Source organism: Arthrobacter sp. 9E16, from assembly GCF_002929435.1.
In the GTDB taxonomy this organism is placed as follows: Bacteria; Actinomycetota; Actinomycetes; order Actinomycetales; family Micrococcaceae; genus Arthrobacter_B; species Arthrobacter_B sunyaminii.
In genome coordinates this window covers 1,307,724-1,333,478 of the sequence record NZ_PJIU01000001.1, presented here as the reverse complement: position 1 = coordinate 1,333,478, position 25,755 = coordinate 1,307,724, and the positions used below count along the sequence as shown (strand labels likewise).

Below are 25,755 nucleotides of genomic sequence, written 5' to 3'. Positions count from 1 at the left end.
GGGTGAAGATTGCTACCTGGAACGTGAACTCCATCCGTGCCCGTGCAGACCGCGTTGAAGCGTGGCTGCAGCGCTCCGACGTCGACGTCCTGGCGATTCAGGAAACCAAGGCCAAGGACGAGAATTTCCCCTGGGAGATTTTTGAGAACAACGATTACGAAGTGGCGCATTTCGGTGTGAACCAGTGGAACGGCGTGGCCATCGCCTCCCGGGTGGGGCTCGACGACGTCGAGCGCACCTTCCCGGGACAGCCAGCCTTCGGCAAAACCGAAGCCACCACCGCCACCGAGGCGCGCGCCATCGGAGCAACCTGCAACGGCGTGCGGGTGTGGAGCCTGTATGTTCCCAACGGCCGGGCCGTGGGAGACCCCCACATGCCGTACAAGCTGCAGTGGCTGGACATCCTGAAGGACCAGGCCGCAGGCTGGGTGAAGGACAACCCGGACCTGCCCCTGGCGCTGATGGGCGACTGGAACATCGCCCCGCAGGATGACGATGTGTGGGACATCGACTGGTTCCGCGCCCAGAACGCCACCCACGTCACGGAGCCCGAGCGGGCAGCATTTCAGGCTTTCCTGGACGCCGGATTCACCGACGTCGTCCGGCCCTACACTCCGGGACCCGGCGTGTACACGTACTGGGATTACACCCAGCTGCGGTTCCCCAAGAAGGAAGGCATGCGCATCGACTTCGTTCTAGCCTCCCCCGCGCTTGCCGCCCGGGTCACCGGCGCATCCATTGACCGCGAGGAACGCAAGGGCAAGGGCGCATCGGACCACGCCCCCGTCATCGTGGAGCTGGACTGACCATGAGTCCGCGGCCCGGAGATCCCATGCACCACACGTTCCCCTACGTGTCGCATCTGCGTGTCTATGAGCCGCTGGACGTGTTTGACGATGACCAGCAGCTGGCCATCCTCGAGCAGCGGGCACGGGGACGCCACGAGACCGAGGTCCTGGAACGCAGCGACGCCGTGCGGCGTTTGGTCCGTGCCGTGTCGGATCCTTTTCCTCACAGTTCCACTGATCTGGTGCGGGTGCTGCACTATCCGGACCATCAGGGCTCAACGCGCCGGCTGTACTGCCCCAACCAGCTGGCGGTCCGGGCTTCGCTGGCCGCCGAGTCGCTGGGCGAGAGCATCCGCGGACCCCTGGTCGATGTCCTGGTACCGGAGGTGGCCCGCGAAGCGCACGCCGCCCGAATTGATCCCGACTCCTTTGCAGACTCTCTGGCCCGCCTGCACACCCGATCCGCCACATGGGGGGTTCCGTTCGGCTGGTTTGTGCTGCTCCACGAGGATGACCACAGCGAGGTGGTGGAAGACGACGGCAAGGTGCAGACCGTCCGGCTCGCAGCACCCGTAACCCAGTGCCTGGAGCGGGCACGCGCCGCCACTGCGTCCCTGGCGCTCGCCGCACCCGAACTGGATCTGCTCGATGAGCTGGACGAGCTGACGAACTGGCTGGAAATCTTCTCCGAGGACGCAGTGCTGGAACTGGACTACGGCTCGGTGGCGGACCTGGTGTTCCCGGACGATTCGCCCTCGGACGTCCGCCTGGGCATCGAATCCCTCGCGGACGGTGACATGACGGGAGCCGCCGCCTCTTACCGGAGGCTGGCCAACCGCTGGATTCCGATCCGCCAGCTGGCCCGCGCCAGCTAAGAGCGCCGGGTTACCTAGCGGACGCGGTCCTCGCGGTTGAAGCGCAGCTTGCGGCCCGCATCGATACTGATCAGTACCGCCGGCTCCCGGCCCAGTGCGGCGTCCAGCGCCTCCACCAGGCGCGTGGCGTCGGCGGCGATCAGGTGGGGTGCCGCACCTTGCCGGGGATTGATGCGAATCCGCAGGGCCGAGCTGCCCCGCACGTCATAGGTGCTGACGGCGGCAGCCGCCACATCGGGATCTTCCTGCAGTGCCGAGCGCAGGGCCTGCTCCGCCATCGCGCCGCTGATCGCCACCCGGCCCGGTGCGCCGTCGTCGTCGTATTCTGACACCAGGGTTCCGGTTCGGCCGCGGCCCTGCGCGGCGGCCCAGAGGACGAGAAGCACAATCGCCACGAGCATGGCTACGGCCAGCAGCACCCAGATCCAGCTCTGTGACTGCCCCGGGAGGGCGGTGTCCGCCCCGAAAGCCTGGATCCGCTCCAGCATCTTAGGCGCGAAGCGCTGCCAGCTGCCGGCGGCACCGCTGTCGAGGGTGAGCCAGAGCAGGCCGCCGCCGATCCCGATGAGGATCAGGCCGATCAGCCCCAGCAGGATGCGGTTCAGTGCCCGGGGTGTGCGGTTCACTGGCCGATCACCCCCACGGAAGACACCTGCACGCGAACCTCGGGGCGGGGCACCAGGCCGGTCAGCTCCAACTCTTCGGTCACGGCCGCGCGCACCGCCTCTTCATCGACCGGGATACCCGACGTCGGCCGGATGCGGACGTCAATACGGGTGCGGCCCACCGTCACCAGCACCTGCTCGGCAGTGACGCCGGCAGTGAGGCGGGTCCGGCGCGCCAGCGAAGAGGCCAGCACTTCAGCGTCCACCACGACGGCGGCGCGCGGGTTGGGCAATGAGTAGCGCGGACGCCTGCCCGGCAGGACCGCCTGCAGGAAGAACACCAGGCCCGCCAGCAGGATCAGCAGTCCGCTGAGTCCCAGAATGGCGGAGTCTGCGTTCTCGGGAAGGCGGGAAAGCCAGGCGCCCAGGGCGGCAGGGTCTGTGAGCCAGGCATCCTGGCCGAGGGCCTGGAGCGTTGCTTCCAGCAGGACGTATAGGCAGAAGATGATGGCTAGGATGACCAGCACTATGGAAGCGGCTGCCCGGCTGGCGTGGGTTTCACGGCGTACGATCTGCCGCGTGCGAACGTCGTTGCTGCTCACCGGACCCTGCTTCCTTCCTCGAGGTGGACCCCGGTAATGCGTATGTCCACGCGGGAAACGAGCGAGCCGGTCAGTTCGGTAACCCTGTCCCTGAGCAGGGGTTTGGCCTCATGGGCGCGGTCCCAGACGGATCCGCCGGCCCGGCTTACAAGATTCGGATCAGCCGCGATGCGGTTCAGGGGCGGAAGAGCAACCGGCAGGGCAAGAGACATGGCGAGCATGCCCTGGTCATCGGACCAGGTGACCCTGATCTGCGCCGGCGGAACCCGAAAGAACTCGGCTGCCGCGGCTTTGGCTGTGGAGGTCAGCGCCTGGGTGCTGATCCGGTTGTGTCCGGCGAGACCTGCTTGGCGTTCAGCGGCCGGAACTGCGGGCAGGACTGCGGAGCTCACGAGGAAGAACGGCGTCCGGTCAGCGCGTCACGGACAGTGCGGAAATCCACTTTGCCCTCGGCGGCGCGCCCGCACAAAGCCCCTGCTGCAATGAACAGTGCCATCAGCAGGAAGCCCCAAAAATCGAAAATCAGTGCGGTGAAGGCGAGAACGGCTCCGATCGCCATGCCTGTAACGGTTGGTTTCATTGTTCCTGCCTCATGACGGTGATCCCGAACTCTTCTTCGACCCTATAACGGATACTGCCGCAGCCCTTCCGCTAAGCGGACTCGGACCCTGAGCCCGGCTTGTCGGACCGGCCTTCGGCGGCACCCGGAATCTGGACATCATTCACGTCAACGTTCACTTCCACCACCCGCAGTCCCACCAGCGATTCCACCGCAGAATAAACGGCGGTACGGACATTGTCCGCAATCCGGGTCAGCGGGGTTCCGTAAACAGCCACGAGGGTCACGTCAACCGCAACTTCAGTCTCACCCACATCAACGTGGACCCCTTGAGTGGCGCTGGACGCACCCACTGCATCGCGGACGGCGCCCAGCGCACGCCCGGAACCGGTGCCCAGTGCGTAAACTCCTGCCACGGACCGGGCGGCAATGGCAGCAACTTTGGCCACTGCCTGCTCGCTGATGGCCGTCTTGCCGCCGACCGCGGTTGGCGGAACCGCATCGGGAACCGATGCGGGAGCCGGATTTACCGTGCGGTCCGGAGCAGGTGCGTGCACGGGGGCCCGATGGGCGGCGGCATCCGCGGATCCCTCACCGGCCAGGCCGGCCTGGGCCGCGGACATGTTCTGGTTCTGGGCATCATCCATGCTGCAAAGCGTATCCTGCAGGTCCGCACTTTGGGCAGGCAGGGCCACGGGCGGCCGTCATCGCCGCCCCACCCTGCGCCCGGTCAGGAGCCCCGGCTCAATGCCGATGAAAACATCCCGCTGACCGCCGCCCCAGGGCTCATCCATGCGGCGGCCCCAGAGTTCGGTCAGCAGGTCCGCGTCCGTGACCGGCTCGGCACGGCCGCTGAGCAGAACCGACCAGCCTTCCATGCGCCCGGAATCATGGTGGTCAATCTGGAACGATGCGTTTTGGTGCTCCGGTCCACCTCCCAGCACGCCGTCCCGCGCTGTTCGGAAATACACGCCTTGGTCGTGGACCACGTAGTTGACCGGGAACACCAGCACCCGGCCGTTGTCCTGGTAGGCAACCCGCCCGGTTCCCGTGCCCGCCAACAGCGTCCAGCACTGCGCTTCCGTCAGGTCCTCACTCTGGTGGGTTGCAGCAGTTTCCCACACAAAAGCCTGTGTATCTTCCGTCGCCATCATTGCCTCCGAAGTAGATTCGGGACCATTCAAGCGGGAACCCGCAGATTTTGGGAAGAGAAGCTCCGGGTTTTTCCGGTTATAGGGTGTGGGTTCTGTTGCGACGCCGGGGGTGCCGCAGCCGAAATCAAAGACGCCGCGGGCAGCGGCGGACAGTTAAAAGAAAAACCCCGGACTCGTAAGTCCGGGGTTTTAGCTGGTGGCTCCGACCGGCGTCGATCCGGTGACCTTTCGATTTTCAGTCGAACGCTCTACCAACTGAGCTACAGAGCCGGGCATCATCGCAACCGATGATCACCGAGATCTTCCAAATCGCTTCAGAAAATCTGAGCGACCCTGACGGGACTCGAACCCGCGACCTCCGCCGTGACAGGGCGGCGCGCTAACCAACTGCGCTACAGGGCCTTGCTTTTCACGAGTGTAAACTCTACCAGCATTTTGCCGGTCCGATTACCACTCCTGAGTACCCCCAACGGGATTCGAACCCGTGCCGCCGCCGTGAAAGGGCGGTGTCCTAGGCCGCTAGACGATGGGGGCCTTTAGAACACACAGGGAACGCTTGGAAGCGGAAGTTTCCGTTCGTTTGCGCCCCTGTGGACTCATAAAACTATAGGGCCTGTTTGGGCAAACAGCAAAACGGCCGCCGTAACCGGGCCGGAGACCGCCCCGCTAGAGTGGCTTAGGTGCCCATAGAGATGCTTCCCGAAGACTTCGAGACCGCAGTGGATGACGCCATCGATACCATCCCCGCGGACCTGGCCGCCGCCATGAACAACGTCGCGATCTTCATCGAGGACGAGTACATCCCGGGGCCCGGAGAGGACCCCGCAACCGAGCTGCTGGGCCTGTACGAAGGCACCCCCCTGACGGAACGGGATTCGTGGTGGGATGCCGGTTCCCTTCCGGACCGCATCGTCATTTTTCGCGGTCCACTGATGCGGATGTGTACCTCCAGGGATGAGTTGGTCGATGAAATCCGCATCACGGTTATCCACGAGGTCGCCCATCATTTCGGGATCGACGACGAGCGCCTGCACGAACTTGGCTGGGGGTAGTTAGCCTTAAGGCATGGGAGATCATCACGGCCACAGTCACGGACTGCCCGCAGGAACCGCCACCGGACGGCACCGCCGCAAACTGCTGATCGTTTTCCTGATCACCATCAGCGTTGTCTTCCTCCAAGTAGTGGGTGCCCTGCTCTCCGGCTCACTGGCTTTGCTTGCCGACGCCGGCCACATGCTCTCAGACGCCGCCGGCGTTTCAATCGCGCTGCTGGCAGCCTGGATTGCCACCCGGCCCGCCACCAAGCGCCGCACCTACGGTTACCAGCGCGCGGAAGTCCTGGCCGCCCTGGCCAACGCCGTGCTGCTGATCGTCATTGCCACCGTCATTTTCGTGGAGGCGATCCGCCGCTTCGGATCGGAACCCGAAGTGCACACCGGCCTCATGCTCGGTGCCGCGATTGTGGGCGGGCTGGCCAACCTCGCGTCCCTGCTGGTCCTGCAAAGCGGCCGCAAGGAGAGCCTGAACGTGCGCGGCGCCTATCTGGAGGTCCTGGGCGACCTGCTGGGGTCAGCCGCCGTGGTGGTATCCGCCGTCGTCATCATGCTCACGGGTTACCAGCAGGCGGACACCTGGGCGTCCATCCTGATTGCCCTGATGATTCTGCCGCGGGCGTGGTCGCTGCTGAAGGAAGTCATCGATGTCCTGCTCGAAGCCACTCCGCAGGGCGTGGACACCGAAATGATCCGGGACCACATTGTGCGGGTGGACGGCATCTCGGATGCGCATGACATCCACATCTGGACCATCACCTCGGGTGTTCCGGTGTTCTCTGCACACGTGGTGGTCGACGACGACCATCTCACCTCCGAGCGGATGGACCAGCTGCTGGACCGGCTGACCACTTGCCTCAGCGAGCACTTTGACACCGAGCACTGCACGTTCCAGCTGGAGCCGGCCACGCACGCCGTGCACGAGGGACAGCAGCACGCCTGACCCCGGGCATCCCGGTCCGGGCTATTCCTCCGGAAGGGAACCGAAGTTCGCCCGGTCCGCCAGCCGCGGATCCTCGTGATCGGGAACCACCATTACCGGACCCTTGGCATGATGCAGCACGCTTTGGCTGGTGGAGCCCATCAGCATGCCGGCGAACCCTCCGCGCCCGCGCGTGCCCATGACGAGCAGTTCCACGTCCGCCGTCCGGTCGATCATGATCTCGGCGGGAGGACCGTCGAGCAGCTGCACGGACATCGGCAGGTCCGGGAAGTGGCTTTGCAGCCAGGCCTGGCCTGCCCGCAGCTGCTCGGAGATTTCCTCGTGCAGGGCTTCAAGGTCCAGCGGGGCGGGAACCCAGGCAAGGGAGCCGCTGAAGGGCGGCAGTGCGCAGAGGATCTGCAGCGGCAGTCCTCGGCTCATGGCCTGCTCAGCGGCCACGAGGGACGCCGCACGCCCCTGTTCGGAGCCGTCCACGCCCACCACCACCACGTCCTCAACGGTCTGCGTAGTGGGTGATCCGGACGGCGGCCGGACCCCGGCTTCGGGGAGCCGTCCCGCCGTGCGCAGGGGAACCACCACCGTGGGGCATTTGGCATGCGCCGGCAGGGCGCTGGAGACCGACCCCAGCAGGCGCCCCACGAAGCCGCCGCGGCCCCTGGACCCCACCACCATCAGCTCCGCTTCCTCGGACAGCTCCAGCAGGACGGCGGACGCATCTCCGGTTTCGACCCGCGGAAAAACCTCAATGTTGTACCGGCTGATGCGCTCCAGGGCCTTGTCCAGGACGGACTGTGCACCCTCACGGATGATGGCGTCATCCATGGTCGAGTAGCCGGCGTCCATGGACGAGGCCGCAAAGATGGGCACGGTATATGCGGTGACGACATGCAGCGGGCTTCTGCGCCGCTGAGCCTCCTTCGCTGCCCACACGAGGGCACACAGGCTTTGGTCGGAGCCGTCCACACCCACCACGATGCCCGTCGATGCCTCCAGCCCACTGTCTTCGCTCCACATTGAACTACCCACAGTTCCGCACCCCTCTCGCTCCGCCCACGGCCGCCGGCGTCCCGGAGGAACGCCGCCAAACACCGCTTTAGTGGGTAGCCTACAGTGCCTCGCCCCGGAGAGAGACGGCTTCCGAAACACACCGAAAGAGGCACTACACGGCACCGCGAAAGGCGGATATGCTTCGGGGCATCACAACCGGAAAACCTGCCCGCATCCGTCCGGGGCGGGCATCTGCGGAACCGGAAGAGGCGCCGGACCCGCAGCCTTGATCTACGTCAGGGGGTTGCCTCGGTGGTTAGAACAGTGACCCGCACAATTAACGGCACGGCAGAAGCAGTACCCCCGGAGGCGGGAATCCACACGGAAGTGACCAGCGCCGTCGTCATTGGCAGCGGGCTGACCGGCCTGGCAGTAGTGAGTGAATTGAACCGCCGGGGTGTGGAGTCCGTTGTCCTGGACGGCCTTGCGCATGACAGCCAACCGGCCCATGTGCCGGTTACGGATTCCGCCGGCCTGCCGGGACGGGCCGAGCTGCTCCGCCTGCTGCACGGTTACGCGACGGGCCACTCCTTGGATATCCGCCGCGGCACTGCCGTCCAGGCAGTGGGCCTGCTGCGGGGTTCCAAGATTCCCGCACCGGTGACTCGGACAGCCGTCAAGTGGGCGGTCCGCACCCCCGAGGGCCTGCTGCTGGCCGATGCCGTGGTGCTGGCCGGATGCGGGCGCCCGGCAGTGCTAAAGCTGCTCCGCTCACTCGGATTCACCGCCGGAGCGGAACGGCGCAAGTCCCTGCGCAGTGCGGGCCTCTACGTTGTGGGTGCGGGGGAAGCAGTTACTTCATCCACCCGCGAACTGGTCCGTCAGGCCAAGCGCGCGGGACAGGAAGTGGCTCAGCGCAGCGCGGCTTTCGACTCTGGTTCCGGGGTTTGGACCGGCAGCGCTTAGTTCCGGCGCGGACGGACGCGATGAATCTCACGTTACGGGCCCTCCACCCTTATATGTCCTCCCGGTAATGCGACCAAAGGCGCGCGATAAGATCGAATGGCGGGATTCCCCTCACACGCCAAGACCCATTCAGAGGAAGCGTCATGCTCAAACAAGGTTCAAAGCTGGACCGGTATTTCGAGATCTCCAAACGGGGTTCGTCCGTCTCCCGCGAAGTCCGGGGTGGTTTGGCCACATTTTTCGCCATGAGCTACATCGTGGTCCTTAACCCGCTGATCCTCGGCGGCCAGGACGGCGTAGGCAACACACTGTCCGGGCCTGCTGTCGCTGCCGCCACCGCCCTCGTGGCCGGCGTGCTGACCATCATCATGGGTGCCTGGGCCAAGCATCCGTTTGCGCTCGCTACCGGGCTGGGCGTCAACGCCTTCGTCGCCGCAACGGTGGCAACCAATCCGGGCCTGACCTGGCCCGACGTCATGGGCCTGGTCCTGCTCTCCGGCGTGACCATGTTCATCCTGGTCCTGACCGGTTTCCGGACCGCGGTCTTCAGGGCCGTTCCGGCCAGCCTGAAAACGGCGATCGTCGTCGGCATCGGCATGTTCATTGCACTGTTGGGCTTTGTGAACGCGGGCTTTGTCCGCCGCATCCCCGACGCGGCCGGCACCACCGTTCCGCTGGAATTGGGGACCGGGGGCCAGCTGCTGGGCTGGCCGAGCCTGGTCTTCGTCTTTGGCCTGCTCGTGACGATCGTCCTGATGTCCCGCAACGTCAGGGGCGCCATCCTCATTGGCATCGTGTCCTCCACCGTCCTCGCCGTGATCATCGAGATGGTCGCTGCCCCCGGCTCCCAGGGCGCCGGCATCGAAACCGGCTGGTCGCTGGTCACCCCGAGCATGCCGCAGTGGGCGGCCCCGGATCTTTCCCTGCTGGGCGAAGTCAGCGTCTTTGGTTCCTTCCAGACGCTTGGTGTCGTCGCTGCGTCCCTGCTGACCTTCGTGATCCTGCTGAGCATCTTCTTTGACGCGATGGGCACCATGGTGGGCCTGGCGTCCGCCGCCGGATCCGTCGACAAAGACGGTCACATCCCGAACGTGGACCGCGTCCTCCTGGTCGATGCAGCCGGTGCAGTTGCAGGCGGTGCCGCGGGTGTTTCCTCCAATCAGATCTTCGTGGAATCCGGCTCCGGCATCGCTGAAGGCGCCCGCACCGGGCTGGCCTCCGTGGTGACCGGCCTGCTCTTCATTGTCGCCATGTTCCTGACGCCGCTGATTTATCTGGTGCCGTTTGAGGCTGTCGCCCCCGCACTGGTGGTGGTGGGTTTTCTCATGGTTTCCCAGGTTGGCAAGATCGACTGGAGCGACATTGGGTTGGCCATTCCCTCGTTCCTGACGATTGTCCTGATGCCGTTCACGTACTCCATCGCCACCGGCCTGGGTGCCGGGTTCGTGACTTTCGCCGTGATCCGCCTCTTCCAGGGCCGCGGCAAGGAAGTCCACCCGCTGATGTATGTGGTGGCCGCAGCCTTCGTGGTGTTCTTCTCCGTGGGGGCAATTTCCTCAGCCCTCGGGATCTAAGTCCCCGTTCCCGAAGCAGTCGGGTTTCGAAGGGCATGAAGAAAAAGGCCGTCCGTGGTGCACTGTGCATCACGGACGGCCTTTTTGCTGCCAGAAATCCGTCAGGACGCCTCTTCGTCCGTCAGCGGACGCGTGCCCGCGGCAAAGGCGCGTACCTGGGCGTCATCCCACAGATGGGCAGGAACGCCGCCGCCCAGCAGGGTCCGCGGCAGGGACGGGTGCCCGGCAAACGGTGCGTCACTGCCGGCAATGATCATATTGCCGTAGCGCCGGCCCTTGAGCATCGCGGGATCCGCGACGACGGCGGTGTGCGCAAACACCCGGCTCACCGCGGCGGCTTCGCGGCGTGCTCCGCGCAGATCCGGGGTGTCGCCGCAGTTGATGATGTAGAGCCCGCCGGGTGCCAGTACCCGCGCCGCCTGGGCGGTGAATTCGAGGGTGGTGAGGCGCTCCGGAGTTTTGGCACCGGCGAAGACATCACGGATCACCAGGTCGCGGCTGTCATCGTGCAGGGTTTCGGTGACCTCGCGGGCTTCCCCCACGCGCAGCCGCATCAGGGGTGCACGCGGCAGGTCAAACCAGGCACGCACCAGTTCGGCGAGGCGGCCGTCCAGTTCCACCACCACCTGGCGGGCATTGGGAAAACCGGCGGCAAAGTAGCGGGCCATGGAGCAGGCGGCGCCACCAAGGTGCAGGGCGCGCAGCTTCGCGTCGGCTTCCCAGTGTGTGTCCACAAGCGCAGCGATCCAGCGCATGTATTCAAAGTCCAGCAGGCGCGGATCGGCGACGTCGATGTGGGAGCTGTGCACTCCGTTGACCTTCAGGATCCAGCCGTGGGGGTTGAACTGGTCCGGGATCAGTTCACAGGTTCCGGTGTCCACCGGGTAGGTTCCGGCCACCGGCCCACCGGAAGGCGCTTCACCCGTTTCCGCAGAGTGAGCCGGATTCTTTCCGGGCCGCTGCCGGCCCATCAGGCAGCCATCCGGAGAACCGGAATGGTCCGGAGGCAGCCGGTCGACGCCGTTGCGCTAGGGGTATTGGTCATGCTCTCAGTTTAAGTGCCTGAGGTGCTGCCGCCCGCCGCGGGGCCCTAGGACTGCCGGCCACTGTTCCCGGTGTCCGTTCCGGGGCCGTCCGTTCCAGCCGCTCTTTGCCCTTCTAGTTGGCCGTAACGCGCTGCGGCCAGAGCCCGACCGACTGAAGGTATTCCGTGGCGTCTGCGTGCTCGCTGAATTCCAGCAAGTTTCCTACCTTTTCCATAAGCACGTCGCGCACCTCAGCTGGGCTCGCAAAGAAAAATTCTTTCCGAGCATTGGCTCGATTCAAGGCGCGGTCGGCAAAGTGCTTGTGCAGTTCGTTCTCGAGCGTTACGGCATCCTCAGAAAAGAACAGTGTGTGGATGTCAAAGCGGAACGGGACGGATGCGCCGCTAAGTTCAGCAACACGGTCAGTGGGCTCTAGGCGCCGTGTGAGACCGATCTTTACTACATCCTGCCCGAAGGCTCCTCGATTGGAGATGACATAGATGTAGCCTGCTCGGATGTTTGCTGCCCTGAAATCATTCTGTGTAATAGCCGCATCAATTATACTGAGTCTTTGCTCCAAATCTGCATCCTGATGGCCTGCGGATCGCAGAGATTGCAGTGCATTAAGAATATGGCTCCGTTCTTTGTCGAGCCTGGCACGCTCGTCGGCCAGCTCACGTTCAACGCGCCGTTCCTCGCGTAGCCGAGCCCTCTCTTCTCTTTCTGCTTCCTTCTCTTCCTGCTTTTTCATAAGCCAGTCTGCAGTCAGTTCTATCTCTTGCGTGCGCAGTCCATGGAACTCGTCGCTAATCCGCATTTCCATCAATGCGCCTAGTTTTGCAATGGCCACGCGAGATGCTTCAAGTCTCCGTTTGGCGGTAACCACATTACCAACCTTCAGGGACCTAATACTGTTATCGGCCTCAGCATTATAGGCGCGGAGCATGAGTCTCGACAAGTCATCGGACATTTTACGCCCTTTTGCCAGCGAGTTGTCGAAGGTGAAAAAATTCGACTTAATTATAGCGCCGCCCTGTTTCACCAACTCGGCGATCTTCGATTCGATTACTTCCAGTCGTTCCCGAAACTCCGTCGCATTCTCCAGGGGATGGTGATATCTGTATATTCCGACCTCTTGGAGTACGCGTGCATCATCCATCTCGACAGGGCCCGCATCCGCACTTGTGACTTCGAATAACTGTTGTCGTAACCGCGCGTTTTCAACCTGCAGGAGCTGAAGCTCGGAGGTCTCGTTCACCGCATCAGCTGCCACCTCAGAGGCGGTATCCGCAACGGTCGCAGTTGTTCCTGCACCAGGGACCGCCCCTTCCGCAGGCAACCATAGCTGCCACCCGTCGGGCGGGTCCGGCCATGTCGGGTCTGGCTGCCAACCAGCGGGGGGCCTCCAGCCCGAAGGTGGTTGAGGCCATTCAGGGGGAGGATTGAAGGTGTAGCCCGTTTTGTCAGCTGTCATGACGACCGTCGAACGCCAGAGCCATCAATCGGGACCAACCCGAGCGGATTCTTCGAGACGGTGGCACCGAGATGCTCCAGGGTTGCCGCTGGAACGACTGCAGAGAGATCCAACTCTAAAAACGATTCACGGAACGCTCCAACTGCAGCCATTGGGATATAAGTTTCTCTCCCCGTAGCCGGGTTTACGGTCTCAGTTCCAATTTCCAGAGCAATACTCTGCACGAGTCCCCGTCGATCCGCTTCGAATACTTCATGTAAGGTTCGAAGGGTCACTTGGTGAATAATCCCCAAGTATCTGTTCTTTGCATCCTTCTGAGACAAAGCAACATGGGATATTTCATCGCTGGCTTTGACATACCGATACGCCTTTACGGTAGGAATCGTGTCCGGTCCAGGGATCAAAACCCGCAGCGAGAGTTCAGCTGTATCTGGGTCGAATGAAGACTCGTGCTCGACAACAAAACCTTCGGGATAAACCGAATTTGCGAGCACAATGCCGATGTACTCCTGAACGGCATCAACCACCCCATAGCTGAGATCCGTTGTGAATTGATCAATTGAGGCGTTGTGTTCAGCAACATCCTTTTCGCGCGCTTCGCATTCCCTTTTATATCGCTCGATTTCTGTTTTAAGCGTTTGCTGCCTGATCAGCTCCTGCTGTGCATGTTCTTCCGTCTGCTGCCTGCGCTTTACCGGAAGCTGCTTCATCTCGTATTCCCATGCGGACCGCTCTTGCTCAAAAGCTGCTTTCGCTTTTTCCTCCGCCTCAGCACGCTTCCTCTTGCGGCCAAAAATTCCTGAGGGTGCGGGTGGCTCCTGGAATGCCGGTGGTTCAGGATCGGGAAGAACCGGGGGCTCGGGTATCGGGTCCCGCAGATCCTGTCGGTCAAAGGGCGGGTGGACCACGGTACGTCGCAAATCCTTGAGATCGACGTAATCGTCCACATCGAGTGTTGCTTCAAGGAGCGTGTCAACCCGATCATAATTTGCCGCGAGTCTGGCATTAAGCTCGTCCACCTGTGCCTGCTGCGCGGCCACGTGAGCAGCAGCGGCTTCCTTCTCAAGACGCTTTCGATCGGCGTCGGACGCGCGGGTGGCCGCCGCTTGAGCCCGCTGTGCTGCTTTTATCGCCTGCTCGCTGCGGCGTGTGGCGGCCGCTTGTTCCCGCGCAGCGGCGCGCTGGCGTTGCTCTGCCAGCCTGTTTTGATGCTGTATTTCAGCCAAGAAACCTCGTCGACGTGCCACAATAACCTTCCAGATCGGATGGCTAACACGTTATCAAGGGTTACGAATTGACGAATACCAAATGCCTTCGGCGGGCCAGAGATGGGACCTTTCGAAAGGCCCCCAAATTACGTCTCGTTCTCTTATCTCGGAGGCTGATTCTTGTCGAAGACGCCCGGTGCCGTCCGTTCCAGCGCCGCTTCAAGCCGCTGGACCTTGCCTTCTATTTCACCGGTGTGGCCGGGCCGGATGTCGGCTTTGAGCACCAGGGACACGCGGCTGCCGTAACGGCCCACCGCTTCCGTGGCACGGCGGATCACCTCCATCACCTCGTCCCACTCCCCCTCAAGGGTGGTGAACATGGAATCGGTGCGGTTGGGCAGGCCGGACTCGCGCACAATCCGGACTGCCGCGGCGACGGCGTCGTGCACTGACGCGTCAGCCGCCGCGGGACCCGCGGGAGTGTCCGGACCAACGCCGGACGGGGCTACTGAAAAGGCAACTAGCATGAGGCCCAGTCTGCCACCGGCGCCTCCGAAAGCAACCCCGCCGGCCGCCGGCCCGCCCACGGGTCCAACCCGCAGGCGAGCCGGACGCGCTCAGGCCTCCGTTGCGGAAGAGTCCTGTTCGCGGGCCAGCCGGTGCGCGCGTTCATCCCGTTCCGCCTGCCGGACCTCGGCAAACTTCTCATTCATGCGCGAATTCCGCTGGCCATAGGCGAAGTACACCAGGAATCCGATGAGGAGCCAGCCGGCGAAGTAGATCCACGTTTCCACGGCCAGGTTGGCCATCAGGTACAGGCACAGCAGCGCTGAAAGCACGGGCAGCACGGGTCCAAAAGGCACCCGGAAGGAAGGCTTGAGGTCCGGGCGCTTGCGGCGCAGTACGAGGACACCGAGGCTGACCACCACAAACGCGGACAGCGTGCCGATGTTGATCATCTCTTCCAGCACATCAACCTGCGTGAAGCCGGCTACCAGTGCCACCAGGGTGCCACACAGGACCTGCAGTCGGGCCGGGGTGGCGTGCTTGTCGCTGGTGCGGGAGAGGGAGCGGGGCAGCAGGCCGTCACGGCTCATGGCCAGCACCACGCGGGCCAGGCCCATGAGGAGCACCATGATCACGGTGGTGAGGCCAATCAGTGAGCCAATGGCTATGACCTGCGCCGCCCAGGTGTTGCCCACCAGGCTGAAGGCAGTGGCGAGGTTGGGCGCTTCGGCGGCAGCGAGATCGGTGTAGGAAACCATACCGGTCAGGGCCAGGGATACGCCGATGTAGAGCAGGGTGACCACTGCCAGACCGGCGAAGATGCCCCGGGGAAGGGTTTTGCCCGGGTCCTTCACTTCTTCGGCGGACGTCGCCACGACGTCGAATCCGATAAAGGCGAAGAAAACAATGGCGGCACCGGCAAACACGCCGAGTGCACCGTACTGGGCCGGCGCCGCACCGGTCAGGAAGGAGAACAGCGACTGCTGCATAACGCTTTCGGCGCCGGTGCCTCCGGTGGGTACGGAATCCGGAATGAAGGGCGTGTAGTTCTCGGCCTTGACGTAGAAGAAGCCGGCGACGATGACAAACAGCACCACGCCGATCTTGATCAGCGTGAAGACGTTGCTGACCTGGGCGGACAGCTTGGTGCCCATCACCAGTAGTACGGTGAAGACCGCGACGATCAGGAGCGGGCCCCAGGTCAGGTCCACCGGACCGAGGTCGATGGTGGCCGGAACGTCCCAGCCGATCAGCCGGAACACCTCACTGAGGTAGATGCCCCAGTATTTGGCGATCACGGCCGCGGCAGTGAACAGTTCCAGGATCAGGTTCCAGCCGATAATCCAGGCCACAAGTTCGCCCATGGTGGCGTAGGTGAAGACGTAGGCGGAGCCGGCCACCGGAATGGCGGTGGCGAACTCGGCGTAACACATGATGGCCAGCGCACAGGTGAGCGCAGCCAGGACAAAGGACAGGGTCACCGCCGGACCGGAGAAATCGGCTGCCGCCTTGGCGCCCACCGAGAAAATCCCGGCACCCACGGCCACGGCCACCCCCATAATCATGAGATCCCAGGTGGTCAGGGAGCGTTTTAGCCGCCGTCCGGGTTCGTCGGCATCCGCTAGGGAATCCTCAATGGGTTTGGTTCGGAAGAGACTCACGGTGGTCCTTGTACTCGAGGTATTCGGTAAAACTGACCGATCAATCGTAGGCCGCAGACCGGCGCTCTCCAGTTTAATCCCACATGTTGAGACGTTACAGTCCAGCCAGGACGGGGAAACGGTACGCGGCGGGCTCCGGCGGCCTGCCTGCTAGCCACTGCCCGGTGCTTTTGGGAAGATGGAACAGTGTCGCCGGTCACACCTTGTGCGCTTCCGGTGTCAAACGCAGCGGCACGGCCCTGAAGCCCACAGATCGGACAACAACCATGGCCCGCGGAATCTATGTCAGTGCCATGACCCCGGGGTCCGGCAAGTCCCTTGTCACCCTCGGCCTTGCCGACATGCTGCTGCGCCATGCCGACCGCGTAGGGTTCTTCCGGCCAATCGTGGAAGGCTCCGAACCGGCACAGGATCCCATGGTGCGGCTGATGCAGCGCAACTTCAACCTGACCGCCGAGACAAGCCGGGGCGGGCTCACCCGCCGCGAGGTCCGCTCCCTGCTTGTGGCCGGCGAACGCGGTGAAGTGGATTCCCGGTGCCTGACGATCTACAACGAAGTTGCAGCCCACTGCGACGTGGTGATCATCGAGGGCACCGACCTGTCCGGGCACGACGTCGCCCTTGAGTTTGTCCTGAACGCCCGCCTCGCGAACAACCTGGGCGCTGTGGTGCTGGCGGTTGTCAACGCGCGGGAGATGACGGTGCCGGAAACGGCCGATGCGGTGGACGTGGCCAGGCGGGAGCTGCACGACGCACACTGTGACCTCCTCGCCATGATGGTCAACCGGGCCGAGCCGGACGCCGTGGATGAAGTCAGGGCCGCCGTACGCCCGGGAGCCTCCGGCCGGCCGGTGTACGTGATGCCCGAACTGAACGAGATTTCCCAACCCTCCATGTCCGAGGTCGCCAGGGCTCTGCACGCGCGCCAGGTGGCCGGCAGCGCATCCTTGGAACGCGACGTCGTCGGCATCAAGGTCGCTGCCATGACGGTGGGGAACTTTATTTCCCAGCTGGACCACGGCAATCTGGTCATTGCCCCCAGCGACCGGGCGGACGTCATGGTGGCTGCGCTGGCCTCCGCCGTTTCGCCCGAGTTTCCGGTTCCCAGCGGCATGGTGCTGACCGGCGGCCTGCCCATTGATGCGGGCATCCTGGCCCTGCTGTCGCAGGCACCGTTTCCCGTGTTCGCCGTCGACGACGACACGTACACGGCCGCGCGGAAAGTCAGCCGGGTGCGCGGCGAGATTGCCTCCGGCCAGCGCCGGAAAGTGGCGGCCGCCCTCGGCGTCTGGACCCGGCACGTGGACGAGCATGAGCTCCTGGAGCGACTGGAGCTGCCCCGCCCGGAGAAAACCACGCCACTGCGGTTCCTGAACCAGCTGATCGTGCGTGCCCGGGCGCAGCGCAAGCACATTGTCCTGCCGGAGGGCCTTGACGCACGGGTACTCCGCGCCGCCGAAATCCTGCAGCGCCGGGACGTGTGCGCCCTAACCATCCTGGGACCCGAAGGCCAGGTGAGGGAACTGGCTGCCAGCGAAGGCGTTGACCTCAGCGGCACCACCATCATCAACCCGGCAACCAGTGGACTGCGGGACGACTTTGCCCGCGAATACGCGGCCCTGCGGGCCAAGAAGGGCGTGACCCTGGAGGACGCCCGCGAACGTATGCTCCACGGGGCATACTTTGGCACCATGATGGTCCAGCTGGGACGGGTCGACGGGATGGTCTCCGGAGCGGCCCACACCACTGCCAACACCATCCGGCCGGCACTGGAATTCATCCGCACCAAGGAAGGGGTGGAGATCGTCTCCTCGGTCTTCCTCATGCTGCTGGAGGACCGGGTGCTGGTATATGGGGACTGCGCTGTCAACCCGGAGCCGGATGCCAAGCAGCTGGCGGACATTGCCCTGGCCTCCGCGGACACTGCCGCCCGGTTCGGCGTGACGCCCCGGGTGGCCATGCTGTCCTATTCCACCGGAGCTTCGGGACACGGTGAATCGGTTGAAATGGTCCGCGAGGCCACCGAACTGGTCCGCAGCCGCCGGCCGGACCTGCCGGTGGAAGGACCCATCCAGTACGACGCCGCAGTGGACGCCTCCACTGCCGCCTCGAAACTGCCCGGTTCCAGCGTGGCCGGGCAGGCCACCGTCTTCATTTTTCCCGACCTCAACACCGGCAACAACACCTACAAGGCGGTGCAGCAGTCGGCCGGAGCGGTGGCCGTCGGGCCAATCCTGCAGGGACTGCGGAAACCGGTCAACGACCTTTCCCGCGGCTGCACCGTTGAAGACATTGTCAACACCGTGGCCATCACCGCGGTCCAGGCCCAGGAGGGCTGATGCTGGTACTTGTCATCAATTCCGGATCCTCGTCGCTGAAATACCAGGTGCGGGACACCGCAACCGGTGAGCTCCTGGTCAAGGGCATCATCGACCGGATCGGCGAAGAGGCGGTGCCGGACCACGGCGCCGCGCTGGAGGAGCTGGCCCGCCGCCTGCCCGAAGCTCTCGGCGGCCGGGACATTGACGCCGTCGGACACCGGGTGGTGCACGGCGGCGAGCGCTTCAGCGAGCCGGTCCTGATTGACAATGAAATTGTCCGTTCCATTGAGCGCCTTAGCCCGCTGGCACCCCTGCACAATCCGGCCAGCGCCCGCGGCATCCGCGCCGTGCATGACAAATGGCCGGACACTCCCCAGGTGGCAGTTTTCGACACCGCGTTCCACCGCACCCTGCCCGAGCACGCCTGGCGCTACGCCCTCCCCAACAGCCTCTACCGCAAGTACGGCATCCGCAGGTACGGCTTCCACGGGACCAGCTACGGTTTTGTCGCTCCGGCTGCGGCACGTTTTTTGGGGATCAACCCTGAGGAGTTCGACGCCGTTATCGCCCACCTCGGCAACGGGGCCTCGGTGGCGGCCATCAAGGACGGCCGGAGCATCGACACCTCCATGGGGTTCACCCCGCTGGAGGGACTGGTGATGGGCACCCGCAGCGGTGACGTTGATCCGTCCATCCTGGTGTTCCTGCTCCGGGAAGGGTATGACGCGAAGACCCTTGATGATCTCTTGAACCGGGAGTCGGGTCTTTTGGCCCTGGGTGGAGCCTCGGATATGCGGACTCTGGAGGAGGCGGCGGCAGCCGGGAACACAACCGCCGCCACGGCCCTGGACATTGCCGCGTACCGGCTCGCCAAGTACATCGGCGCCTACCATGTGGCTGTGGGAGGCGCGCAGGCGGTGGTGTTCACTGCGGGCATCGGAGAGAACTCCTGGGACTTCCGCGAGCTGACCGTGGACAAGCTCGGCGCCCTGGGGATCGAGCTGGACCAGGATGCAAACCGGCGGCGCGAATCGGGGGCGCGGCTGATCAGCAGTGCCGCGTCTGCCATTCCTGTCCTGGTGGTGCCCACCGATGAAGAGGAAGCAATCGCCGAAGCTACAGCTGAAACCGTGGCCCGGAACAGCGCCTCGCCCGCGGGTGCAGCGCCCAGTTAGCAGGTGCCGGGCCAGTAACCACTGCCAGGGGCAGACAGACCGTCTCACGTGGGATAACGTCGGTTACCCGGTTAAGCAGACGCCGCCTAATACAAATGTGCGGAGGATTCGATGCTCAGTGAATCACGGGACCAGTCCTCAAACGGCCACGGGCTTCGGGTCCTGGTGCGAATCGATACACAGCTGCGCCTGGCCTGCTTGGAGGTCCGGGGCTGCCTTACCGCTTCCACTTACGCAACACTGGTGAACATTCTTACCCATACCGGATCCCTGGGCGCCGCGGTCCGGGTGAATCTCGCCAGGGCCGAACACGTGGAAAGGGACGCTTTGACGCAGTTGCGCGCGGGCGCTGATGCCGCCGTGGATGCCGGCATCCGGTCCGGTCCTGCGAACGGGGGGCGGCCAGGAGCGGGTTATGCGGCTGTCCAGCCGGTGGAAATCATTGTTCCGTCCGCCCTTCCAGTGTGCCGATTGGGTCCGGAATCGCCGGCATCGCATTCATTGCCCTCAGGTCGTGTACTAACCAACGAGGAAGCCCTGGAAATGGCCTTTCTCCGCCGGGACCCCCGAGTCCTCGCAACACCGGCATCCCCTCGCAAGGTCCCGCCCCGGAGCACCCCCTAGGTCTGCTGGGGCTAAGGCCCGCCGCTGATTCGAGATGCGACTGCCGATATCCGCTGCGCATAGGTGCCCCCACTTCGAGCATTGGATGCGGCGCGCCGTGGACAGTATTTTGTCAGCACCCTTACTATTTGCCACAATGGGTTCCACGCACTTTCAAAGCATCCAACGCAATCAGCAGGAGGTTTGCACATGAAGGCAGTAACTTGGCAGGGAAAGCGGAACGTCAGTGTCATCGAGGTACCGGATCCGGTGATCCAGGAACCCACCGATGCCATCATCCGCATCACGTCCACGGCCCTGTGCGGATCTGACCTGCACCTGTATGAGGTCCTGGGCCCATACATGAACCAGGGCGACATCATCGGCCACGAACCGATGGGCATCGTCGAAGAGGTCGGCCCCGGCGTCACCAACCTCAAGCGCGGTGACCGCGTGGTGATTCCCTTCCAGATTGCCTGCGGCTCCTGTTTCATGTGCCGCCGCGGCCTGCAGACCCAGTGTGAAGTCACCCAGGTCCGGGAGAAGGGATCCGGCGCTCCGCTCTTCGGCTACTCCGAGCTCTACGGCTCCGTACCCGGAGCTCAGGCCGAATACCTGCGCGTGCCGCACGCGGACTACGGCCCCATCAAGGTCGGTTCCGAACTGCCGGACGAGCGCTACCTGTTCCTGTCCGACATCCTTCCCACCGCCTGGCAGGGCGTCCAGTACGCCAATGTGCCCGACGGCGGAACGCTGGCCGTGTACGGCCTCGGCCCGGTGGGACAGTTCGCAGCCCGGATCGGCACCCACCTCGGCTACCGCGTCATCGCGGTGGAGCCGGTGGCTGAACGGCGGGCGCTGGCCGCCAAGCACGGCGCAGAGGTGCTGGACCTGACCAAGGACGTTGCCGATGAACTGCGCGAGATGACGGATGGCCGCGGACCGGACTCCGTGGTCGATGCCGTGGGCATGGAAGCCCATGGCTCGCCGGTGGGCGCCATCGCCCAAACCGCCGTCGGCTTCCTGCCCGACAAGCTGGCACAGAAGGCCATGGAAACAGCCGGAACCGACCGGCTCTCCGCCCTGCACGGCTCCATTGACGCTGTGCGCCGCGGCGGCACGGTGTCCCTGAGCGGCGTGTACGGCGGCATGGCCAGCCCGATGCCGCTGATGGAGATGTTCGACAAGCAGATCAACATGCGCATGGGCCAGGCCAACGTCAAGCGCTGGGTGGATGACCTGATTCCGCTGGTCGAAGATCCCTCCGATCCGCTGGGCGTCATGGACCTGACCACCCACCGTGCCGGACTGGAGGAAGCACCGGACCTGTACAAGAAGTTCCAGAAGAAGGATGACGGCTGCATCAAGGTCGTCTTCACGCCCGGCGCCAACTAAGCCGGCAGCAGCTAAGCCTTTCGAGGGGGAAGCCGCACCAGCTCCACGGTGACGGCTTCCCCCTCTACTGTGAGGCGCATGTAGGTGCAGAAGGGCTGGCGCCTGCGGTCCGTGGGCGACCCGGGATTCAGCAGCCGCATTCCGGCCGGGGTCACGGTGTCCCACGGAATGTGGCTGTGCCCAAAGATCAGTAGATCCGTGTCCGGAAACTGCTCATCCAGGCGTTTTTCCCGCCCTGCGGCAGGACCTGTTTCGTGGATGACGGCCAGCCGCACCTGCTCAACCGTGGCCGTGGCAACCAAAGGCAGCCGGGACGGCAGCGCACCGCCGTCGTTATTGCCGTAGCAGGCAATCAGTTTTCGCGAGCGCTGCAGCATTTCATCCAGTGCGTCTTCGCTGACCCAGTCACCGGCGTGGACCACGGCATCAGCTGCCTCAATCTCCGCCCACAGCTGCGCGGGCAGCTCCCGCGCCCGCTTGGGCAGATGGGTGTCCGACAGCACCAGCAAATTCGTTGCCATGTCCCGCTTCCTAGCCGCGCAGGCTCCAGGCCCAGCGGATCAGGGGCAGCTGCAGGGGCAGCCGGGCCAGGTGGATGGCCTTCTCCCGGTCCGATCCGCGGGGCCCGAAGGCACGCTGCAGGGCACTGAGGTGTCCGGCGATGAAGGCGATGTACATCAGCGTGGTTCCCGTGGCGGCCGCCCGGCGGGTGGCCGGCAGCAGCAGACCCGCCGCGGCGGCAAACTCCAGCACCCCGCTCAGGTGGGTCCACTGCCGGCGGGTCAGCACACCGAACTGCCCGTCAGTGTCCGTGCTGATGCTGCGGGGAACCACCGCGTTGTAGAACTTCGGGTTGCGGAAATGATTGACGGCGCTGACGGACAGCAGCGCCGCCATGGCGGCCGCTGAGGAACTTTGGCGGTTCATGTGCTTCTTTCGGTGGGGTGGAAGATAACGGAAGGTCCGGCAGGAGCATCCGTCAGCGGCGCCGCGGTGTTCAGCGCGTCCGCGGCTCGGACCAGGGCAAGGTGGGAAAAAGCCTGCGGAAAGTTTCCGGCCATCGTATTGTGCACCGGATCATATTCCTCGCTGAGCAGGCCCAGCTCGTTGGAGTATGCCACCAATTGGTCCATGAGGGCGCGTGCCTCCCCGGACCGCCCGGTGGCGGCATACTGCTCGACGAGCCAGAAACTGCAGGCCAGGAAGGGGTTCTCGCCGGGCTCCAGGCCGTCAATCCCGCTGTGCGTGGCGTAGCGCAGCAGCAGGCCGGAATCGGTGCGCAGGTCCTGCTCAAGCCGGGCCACCGTGCCCAGCATGCGTTCGTCGTCGTAGGCCAGGAAGCCCACTTGAGGAAGCTGCAGGAGAGCCGCATCCACTTCCCTGCTGCCGTAATACTGCGTGAAGGTATTCAATTCTTCGTTGAAGCCTCGGTTCAGGATCTCCTCACGCAGTCCGTCCCGCAGGGCGTCCCACAGCTCCACCGGACCGTCCAGGCCATGGGACCGGACGGCGGCGGCCGCCCGGTCAAACGCCGCCCACATCATGACCCGAGAATGGGTGAAGTGCTGGGGCTCTCCCCGCATTTCCCAGATTCCGTGGTCCTTATCCTCGAGGTGGCGTTCCAGGAAGGTCATCAGAGCCCGCTGCAGGGGCCAGGAGAAATGATCCTCCGCCACGCCCGCATCCCGAAGCTTGGCCAGGGCAACCATCACTTCACCGACGACGTCGGCCTGGTACTGGGAAACCGCCCCGTTCCCCACGCGCACCGGAACGGATCCTCCATACCCGGTGAACTGGGGCAGGATGCGTTCGGGAAGTTCACGGGCACCGTCCACCGCGTACATGATCTGCAGGTCCTCCGGGTCACCGGCCACGGCACGCAGCAGCCAGTTGCGCCAGCGCAGTGCCTCATCCGCGTAGCCGTGACCCAGCATGGCTTCGAGGGTCAGCGCCGCATCCCGGAGCCAGCAGTAGCGGTAATCCCAGTTGCGTTCCCCGCCCGCAATCTCCGGAAGCGAGGTGGTGGGAGCCGCCACAATGCCGCCGGTGGACTCATGCGTCAGCGCGCGCAGTACCAGCAGCGAGCGCTGGACGGGTCCAACATACTGCTGCGCGGGATCGCAGTGGTCCGCCCATCTTTCCCAATAGTCGGTGGTGGACGCCAGCGCGGTGTCGATGTCCGTCAGCGGAGGCACTTCATGGTGGGAGAGATGCCAGGTCAGTTCCATGTCCACGCGCTCGCCGGCACCCACAGTAAAGCGCCCAACGTGCTGGTGGTCCACCGCCCGGGGCAGGTTGTCCCCGCGCAGCACCAGTGCATTCGGTCCAGCTATCGCCAGCAGCCGCTCGCCGTGGGGATCGGGGTCACGGCGCATCCACGGCAGGACGGTTCCGTAGTTGAAGCGCACTTCCAGCTCCTGGCGCATATCCACGGTTCCGCTGATTCCCTCCACCCGGCGCACAATCGAAGCCCGGCCGTCACCCACCGGCATGAACTCAGTGACCAGCGCAGCGCCGGTGTCAGTTGCCCAGTGTGTCTGCAGGATAAAGGTGGGCCCAAGATAGCGTCGGCTCACGACGGCGGCATCTCCCTCCGGAGCCAGCAGCCACCGGCCATGGTTCTCGGTTCCCAGCAATGCGCCAAAGACCGACGGCGAGTCGAACCGCGGCAGGCACAGCCAGTCGATGCTTCCCCGCCGGGAAATCAGGGCACCGGTGTGCAGGTCTGAAACCAGCGCATAATCCTCAATCGGGGAAGCCATGAGCCCCACTCAACCACACGGCCGGCGCCGCTCCCAGCATGTCCCCGGGGACGGCGTTTGCCGACACGGTACCTTGCACAGCAGACTGATTACATTGGCTGGACGGTTCCTGCCGCGGCGTCCGACCGGCCCGCGGCACACGAACCGGCACAAGCACGAGGAGCGGTTTTGCTTTTGTCTTCGATTTCATCTTCGGTTCCCCGGCCGGGGAACCTTCGTAACGACGGAAACGGAGCGTCGGCATGAGCCTTCCGGTACTGGACGATGCCCAGCGGGCGGCAGGCCTGCGCCGAATGAAAATGGTGGCGACCGGACTGCTGGTGGTGCTCGCCGTCATCTTCGTCATCTCCTTTGCCCTGCAGGAGCGCTATCCCTGGCTGCAGTATGTTCGGGCTGCCGCCGAGGGCGGCATGGTGGGCGCCTTGGCGGACTGGTTTGCAGTCACCGCGCTTTTCAAGCACCCCATGGGCGTGAAGATTCCGCACACGGCGATCATTCCGCGCAAGAAGGATCAGATCGGCGCCTCCCTCGGCCAGTTCGTGGAGAGCAACTTCCTCTCCGAAGAGGTCATCACCCAAAAGCTGGGCTCCATGCAGCTGGCGCAGAAGGCCGGCGCCTGGCTGGAACGCCCGGAAAGCGCCGCCCGCGTAGCCACCGAGGGGTCCGCCGCCATCCGCGGAATCCTGCGGGTCCTGGACGACGACGCCGTCAAAACGGTTTTGGAGTCCATGTTCCGCCGGCACGTGGTGGATCCGCCGTGGGGCCCGCCCATGGGCCGGGTGGCGGAACGGGTCTTCGAAGAGGGGCACCATCACCAGCTCGTGAATCTGGTGGTGGACAGCATCAATGACTGGGTGGAAGCGAACCCGGATGTCATCTCCGAACTGGTGGCCCAGCGGTCCCCGTCCTGGGTGCCCTCGTTTGTGGATGACTTGGTGGGCGACCGTGTGCAGGTGGAAGTGGGACGCTTCCTGCGGGCCGTGCAGGAAGATCAGAACCATGAGATGCGCCGTGCCCTGGACAACTACCTCAAGGGACTGGCCCGGGACCTGCAGGAGGATCCCGCCGTCATGGCCAAAGCCGACGCGATCAAAGAACAGGTGCTGGATGATCCCCGGGTCCAGCAGCTCATCACACAGACGTGGGCCACTATCAAAAATGCCCTGACCACCGCCGTGGATGACCCGGACAGCGAGCTGACGCAGAACTTCAAGGCTGCAGTGCAGGACTTCGGTCACCGGCTTGCCACCGATCCCGAGCTCGCCGCAAAGGTGAATACCTGGATCGCCGATGCCGCCGGCTACCTGGTGAAGACCTACAGCAGCGACATAGCCGGCGTGATCACTGAAACGGTGGAGCACTGGGACGCGCAGGAGACATCAGAGAAGATCGAGCTCCAGGTGGGTAAGGACCTGCAGTTCATCCGGATCAACGGCACCGTGGTTGGATCCCTGGCAGGGCTGGCCATCTTCACCGTCGCGCACGCGGTCTTCGGCTAGGGCGGGCAGCGGGCGCACAC

The 25,755-nt window shown here is 64.3% G+C and carries 25 protein-coding genes and 3 tRNA genes; 10 read left to right on the top strand and 18 right to left on the bottom strand.

Translation table 11 applies throughout. The features are described 5' to 3' along the window. The first annotated feature begins 2 nt into the window (after positions 1–2). Both CXR00_RS06440 and CXR00_RS06435 read left to right on the top strand, forming a co-directional pair. Entirely contained in the window at positions 3–806 is an 804-nt protein-coding gene (locus CXR00_RS06440) for an exodeoxyribonuclease III (protein ID WP_104053611.1), read from the top strand. Between the two features lie 2 nt (positions 807–808). Then, the gene (locus CXR00_RS06435; RefSeq protein ID WP_237685528.1) at positions 809–1,663 is read left to right on the top strand and encodes a hypothetical protein; all 855 of its coding nucleotides are present in this window, start codon (positions 809–811) and stop codon (positions 1,661–1,663) included. Between the two features lie 14 nt (positions 1,664–1,677). Here the strand turns inward: CXR00_RS06435 and CXR00_RS06430 are convergent, their stop codons facing one another. From CXR00_RS06430 to CXR00_RS06390, 9 genes are all read right to left on the bottom strand, one after another. Beyond that, complete coding sequence (locus CXR00_RS06430) at positions 1,678–2,289, bottom strand: hypothetical protein (RefSeq protein ID WP_104053610.1); 612 nt, start codon at positions 2,287–2,289, stop codon at positions 1,678–1,680. Further along, on the bottom strand, positions 2,286–2,870 hold the full coding sequence (locus tag CXR00_RS06425; RefSeq protein ID WP_104053609.1) for a DUF6286 domain-containing protein: 585 nt from the start codon (positions 2,868–2,870) through the stop codon (positions 2,286–2,288). The genes CXR00_RS06430 and CXR00_RS06425 overlap by 4 nt, the downstream gene beginning before the upstream one ends. Beyond that, positions 2,867–3,262, bottom strand: a complete 396-nt coding sequence (locus CXR00_RS06420; protein ID WP_237688638.1) for a hypothetical protein — start codon at positions 3,260–3,262, stop codon at positions 2,867–2,869. The genes CXR00_RS06425 and CXR00_RS06420 overlap by 4 nt, the downstream gene beginning before the upstream one ends. After that, positions 3,259–3,450, bottom strand: a complete 192-nt coding sequence (locus tag CXR00_RS06415; protein ID WP_104053608.1) for a DUF2273 domain-containing protein — start codon at positions 3,448–3,450, stop codon at positions 3,259–3,261. Before CXR00_RS06415 ends, CXR00_RS06420 begins: the two co-directional genes overlap by 4 nt. Positions 3,451–3,521: 71 nt before the next feature. Beyond that, positions 3,522–4,076, bottom strand: coding sequence for an Asp23/Gls24 family envelope stress response protein (locus tag CXR00_RS06410; protein ID WP_308470492.1), 555 nt, complete (start codon positions 4,074–4,076; stop codon positions 3,522–3,524). 57 nt (positions 4,077–4,133) lie between these two features. After that, entirely contained in the window at positions 4,134–4,580 is a 447-nt protein-coding gene (locus tag CXR00_RS06405; protein WP_181032487.1) for a pyridoxamine 5'-phosphate oxidase family protein, read from the bottom strand. A 197-nt stretch (positions 4,581–4,777) separates the two neighbouring features. Next, positions 4,778–4,853, bottom strand: a tRNA-Phe gene (locus CXR00_RS06400). A gap of 58 nt (positions 4,854–4,911) precedes the next feature. Next, positions 4,912–4,985, bottom strand: a tRNA-Asp gene (locus CXR00_RS06395). Between the two features lie 59 nt (positions 4,986–5,044). Next, positions 5,045–5,117: transfer RNA gene (locus tag CXR00_RS06390), tRNA-Glu, on the bottom strand. 158 nt (positions 5,118–5,275) lie between these two features. Between CXR00_RS06390 and CXR00_RS06385 the strand changes: the two genes are divergently transcribed. Together CXR00_RS06385 and CXR00_RS06380 are read left to right on the top strand one after the other, a co-directional pair. Next, positions 5,276–5,635, top strand: coding sequence for a metallopeptidase family protein (locus tag CXR00_RS06385; protein WP_104053606.1), 360 nt, complete (start codon positions 5,276–5,278; stop codon positions 5,633–5,635). Between the two features lie 13 nt (positions 5,636–5,648). Further along, complete coding sequence (locus tag CXR00_RS06380) at positions 5,649–6,578, top strand: cation diffusion facilitator family transporter (protein WP_104053605.1); 930 nt, start codon at positions 5,649–5,651, stop codon at positions 6,576–6,578. A 21-nt stretch (positions 6,579–6,599) separates the two neighbouring features. Here the strand turns inward: CXR00_RS06380 and CXR00_RS06375 are convergent, their stop codons facing one another. After that, entirely contained in the window at positions 6,600–7,592 is a 993-nt protein-coding gene (locus tag CXR00_RS06375; RefSeq protein ID WP_104053604.1) for a universal stress protein, read from the bottom strand. Positions 7,593–7,889: 297 nt separating this feature from the next. Between CXR00_RS06375 and CXR00_RS06370 the strand changes: the two genes are divergently transcribed. Beyond that, positions 7,890–8,531: an FAD-binding protein gene (locus CXR00_RS06370; RefSeq protein ID WP_104053603.1), complete on the top strand. Its 642-nt coding sequence runs from the start codon at positions 7,890–7,892 to the stop codon at positions 8,529–8,531. A 143-nt stretch (positions 8,532–8,674) separates the two neighbouring features. Beyond that, complete coding sequence (locus CXR00_RS06365; protein ID WP_104053602.1) at positions 8,675–10,105, top strand: NCS2 family permease; 1,431 nt, start codon at positions 8,675–8,677, stop codon at positions 10,103–10,105. Positions 10,106–10,206: 101 nt separating this feature from the next. Here the strand turns inward: CXR00_RS06365 and CXR00_RS06360 are convergent, their stop codons facing one another. From CXR00_RS06360 to CXR00_RS06340, 5 genes are all read right to left on the bottom strand, one after another. After that, complete coding sequence (locus CXR00_RS06360; protein ID WP_181032486.1) at positions 10,207–11,076, bottom strand: spermidine synthase; 870 nt, start codon at positions 11,074–11,076, stop codon at positions 10,207–10,209. Positions 11,077–11,263: 187 nt separating this feature from the next. Then, positions 11,264–12,604 (bottom strand): DUF4041 domain-containing protein, encoded by a 1,341-nt coding sequence (locus tag CXR00_RS06355; RefSeq protein ID WP_104053601.1) that lies wholly within the window; start codon positions 12,602–12,604, stop codon positions 11,264–11,266. Beyond that, on the bottom strand, positions 12,601–13,830 hold the full coding sequence (locus CXR00_RS06350) for a hypothetical protein (RefSeq protein ID WP_258060283.1): 1,230 nt from the start codon (positions 13,828–13,830) through the stop codon (positions 12,601–12,603). The genes CXR00_RS06355 and CXR00_RS06350 overlap by 4 nt, the downstream gene beginning before the upstream one ends. A gap of 143 nt (positions 13,831–13,973) precedes the next feature. Next, entirely contained in the window at positions 13,974–14,339 is a 366-nt protein-coding gene (locus CXR00_RS06345; protein ID WP_104053772.1) for a thiamine-binding protein, read from the bottom strand. Positions 14,340–14,429: 90 nt separating this feature from the next. Continuing rightward, positions 14,430–15,980 carry an APC family permease gene (locus CXR00_RS06340; protein ID WP_104053600.1) on the bottom strand — a complete coding sequence of 517 codons (1,551 nt, stop codon included), beginning with the start codon at positions 15,978–15,980 and terminating at the stop codon, positions 14,430–14,432. 266 nt (positions 15,981–16,246) lie between these two features. Between CXR00_RS06340 and pta the strand changes: the two genes are divergently transcribed. From pta to CXR00_RS06320, 3 genes are all read left to right on the top strand, one after another. Beyond that, entirely contained in the window at positions 16,247–18,319 is a 2,073-nt protein-coding gene (gene pta, locus CXR00_RS06335) for a phosphate acetyltransferase (RefSeq protein WP_104053599.1), read from the top strand. After that, the gene (locus CXR00_RS06330; protein WP_104053598.1) at positions 18,319–19,476 is read left to right on the top strand and encodes an acetate/propionate family kinase; all 1,158 of its coding nucleotides are present in this window, start codon (positions 18,319–18,321) and stop codon (positions 19,474–19,476) included. The genes pta and CXR00_RS06330 overlap by 1 nt, the downstream gene beginning before the upstream one ends. 813 nt (positions 19,477–20,289) lie before the next feature. Further along, positions 20,290–21,474, top strand: coding sequence for a zinc-dependent alcohol dehydrogenase (locus CXR00_RS06320; RefSeq protein WP_104053596.1), 1,185 nt, complete (start codon positions 20,290–20,292; stop codon positions 21,472–21,474). Between the two features lie 11 nt (positions 21,475–21,485). On the opposite strand, the gene CXR00_RS06315 is transcribed toward CXR00_RS06320, so the two are convergent. From CXR00_RS06315 to CXR00_RS06305, 3 genes are read right to left on the bottom strand one after another with little or no spacing between them, the layout of a single operon-like run. Next, positions 21,486–21,995 (bottom strand): metallophosphoesterase, encoded by a 510-nt coding sequence (locus CXR00_RS06315; RefSeq protein WP_104053595.1) that lies wholly within the window; start codon positions 21,993–21,995, stop codon positions 21,486–21,488. 10 nt (positions 21,996–22,005) lie between these two features. Then, positions 22,006–22,401 carry a hypothetical protein gene (locus CXR00_RS06310; protein ID WP_104053594.1) on the bottom strand — a complete coding sequence of 132 codons (396 nt, stop codon included), beginning with the start codon at positions 22,399–22,401 and terminating at the stop codon, positions 22,006–22,008. After that, on the bottom strand, positions 22,398–24,236 hold the full coding sequence (locus CXR00_RS06305) for a glycoside hydrolase family 15 protein (protein WP_104053593.1): 1,839 nt from the start codon (positions 24,234–24,236) through the stop codon (positions 22,398–22,400). The genes CXR00_RS06310 and CXR00_RS06305 overlap by 4 nt, the downstream gene beginning before the upstream one ends. A 242-nt stretch (positions 24,237–24,478) precedes the next feature. On the opposite strand from CXR00_RS06305, the gene CXR00_RS06300 reads away from it, so the two are divergent. Further along, positions 24,479–25,735, top strand: coding sequence for a DUF445 domain-containing protein (locus CXR00_RS06300; RefSeq protein WP_104053592.1), 1,257 nt, complete (start codon positions 24,479–24,481; stop codon positions 25,733–25,735). Positions 25,736–25,755: the final 20 nt, after the last annotated feature.

Excerpts from the sequence above, each read along its gene's own strand:
- CXR00_RS06435 (WP_237685528.1), top strand. The coding sequence starts at position 809 with ATGAGTCCGCGGCCCGGAGATCCCATGCACCACACGTTCCCCTACGTG.
- CXR00_RS06415 (WP_104053608.1), bottom strand. The coding sequence starts at position 3,450 with ATGAAACCAACCGTTACAGGCATGGCGATCGGAGCCGTTCTCGCCTTC.
- CXR00_RS06410 (WP_308470492.1), bottom strand. The coding sequence starts at position 4,076 with ATGGATGATGCCCAGAACCAGAACATGTCCGCGGCCCAGGCCGGCCTG.
- CXR00_RS06405 (WP_181032487.1), bottom strand. The coding sequence starts at position 4,580 with ATGGCGACGGAAGATACACAGGCTTTTGTGTGGGAAACTGCTGCAACC.
- CXR00_RS06385 (WP_104053606.1), top strand. The coding sequence starts at position 5,276 with ATGCTTCCCGAAGACTTCGAGACCGCAGTGGATGACGCCATCGATACC.
- CXR00_RS06380 (WP_104053605.1), top strand. The coding sequence starts at position 5,649 with ATGGGAGATCATCACGGCCACAGTCACGGACTGCCCGCAGGAACCGCC.
- CXR00_RS06375 (WP_104053604.1), bottom strand. The coding sequence starts at position 7,592 with ATGTGGAGCGAAGACAGTGGGCTGGAGGCATCGACGGGCATCGTGGTG.
- CXR00_RS06365 (WP_104053602.1), top strand. The coding sequence starts at position 8,675 with ATGCTCAAACAAGGTTCAAAGCTGGACCGGTATTTCGAGATCTCCAAA.
- CXR00_RS06360 (WP_181032486.1), bottom strand. The coding sequence starts at position 11,076 with ATGGGCCGGCAGCGGCCCGGAAAGAATCCGGCTCACTCTGCGGAAACG.
- CXR00_RS06355 (WP_104053601.1), bottom strand. The coding sequence starts at position 12,604 with ATGACAGCTGACAAAACGGGCTACACCTTCAATCCTCCCCCTGAATGG.
- CXR00_RS06345 (WP_104053772.1), bottom strand. The coding sequence starts at position 14,339 with ATGCTAGTTGCCTTTTCAGTAGCCCCGTCCGGCGTTGGTCCGGACACT.
- pta (WP_104053599.1), top strand. The coding sequence starts at position 16,247 with ATGGCCCGCGGAATCTATGTCAGTGCCATGACCCCGGGGTCCGGCAAG.
- CXR00_RS06330 (WP_104053598.1), top strand. The coding sequence starts at position 18,319 with ATGCTGGTACTTGTCATCAATTCCGGATCCTCGTCGCTGAAATACCAG.
- CXR00_RS06320 (WP_104053596.1), top strand. The coding sequence starts at position 20,290 with ATGAAGGCAGTAACTTGGCAGGGAAAGCGGAACGTCAGTGTCATCGAG.
- CXR00_RS06315 (WP_104053595.1), bottom strand. The coding sequence starts at position 21,995 with ATGGCAACGAATTTGCTGGTGCTGTCGGACACCCATCTGCCCAAGCGG.
- CXR00_RS06310 (WP_104053594.1), bottom strand. The coding sequence starts at position 22,401 with ATGAACCGCCAAAGTTCCTCAGCGGCCGCCATGGCGGCGCTGCTGTCC.
- CXR00_RS06305 (WP_104053593.1), bottom strand. The coding sequence starts at position 24,236 with ATGGCTTCCCCGATTGAGGATTATGCGCTGGTTTCAGACCTGCACACC.
- CXR00_RS06300 (WP_104053592.1), top strand. The coding sequence starts at position 24,479 with ATGAGCCTTCCGGTACTGGACGATGCCCAGCGGGCGGCAGGCCTGCGC.